The sequence below is a fragment of the Mesorhizobium sp. M2A.F.Ca.ET.039.01.1.1 genome (genome assembly GCF_003998035.1).
Classification (GTDB): domain Bacteria; phylum Pseudomonadota; class Alphaproteobacteria; order Rhizobiales; family Rhizobiaceae; genus Mesorhizobium.
The window spans coordinates 1-585 of record NZ_RZRY01001442.1 but is presented as its reverse complement, the minus strand read 5'-3'; the positions used below and the strand labels follow the sequence as shown (position 1 = coordinate 585).

General features: G+C 66.5%; 1 protein-coding gene. It reads right to left on the bottom strand.

The genetic code is table 11. The annotated features are described in order from the left end of the window. Window positions 1-151: 151 nt before the first annotated feature. Window positions 152-585: helix-turn-helix transcriptional regulator (locus EOA24_RS40340; RefSeq protein WP_189354715.1), on the bottom strand; the 434-nt coding region annotated here is incomplete at its 5' end.

The window sequence follows — 585 nt, the reverse complement described above, 5'->3', positions numbered from 1 at the left end:
GCCCGATGCCGCGCGATCCGCCCGAGATGAACAGCGTCTTTCCGTTGAGCGACATCCTTTTGCCTCCCTGTTCAATAAGGGAGGCAACTTGCGCGGCAGATAGCCGTGGCGCAAGGGGCAAGACGGATTACGCAGCGTCGTGCCGGAAGGCCTAGACCAGCACCAGGCCCTGCCGCATGGCAATCGCGATCGCGTCCGTCCGGTTGGCGGCGCCGAGCTTGATCAGGATGGCGGCGACATGGAACTTCGCCGTGTGGACCGAAATGTTGAGCCGGCGGGCGATCACCTTGTTCGGGGCGCCTTCGGCGAGCAGCGCCAGCACCTCCGCCTCGCGCGGCGACAAGGCCGGACGCGCCGGATTGTCATCCGTCACGTCCTCTTCAGCGAGCCCGTCATGGAAATCGCCATGCGCGACCTCCGATGGCCCTGCCCTGTCGATGCGATAGCCGGAAGCTGCGAGCCGCGCCGCCGCGGCGATCAACAGGCTATCGGCCAACGACGGCAGCACGGCGACCACATTGCCGCGAAGCCGCTCGTGTCCGCTGCGGCGGGACAGCAGCACAACAGGCATCGTCGAGCCTATGG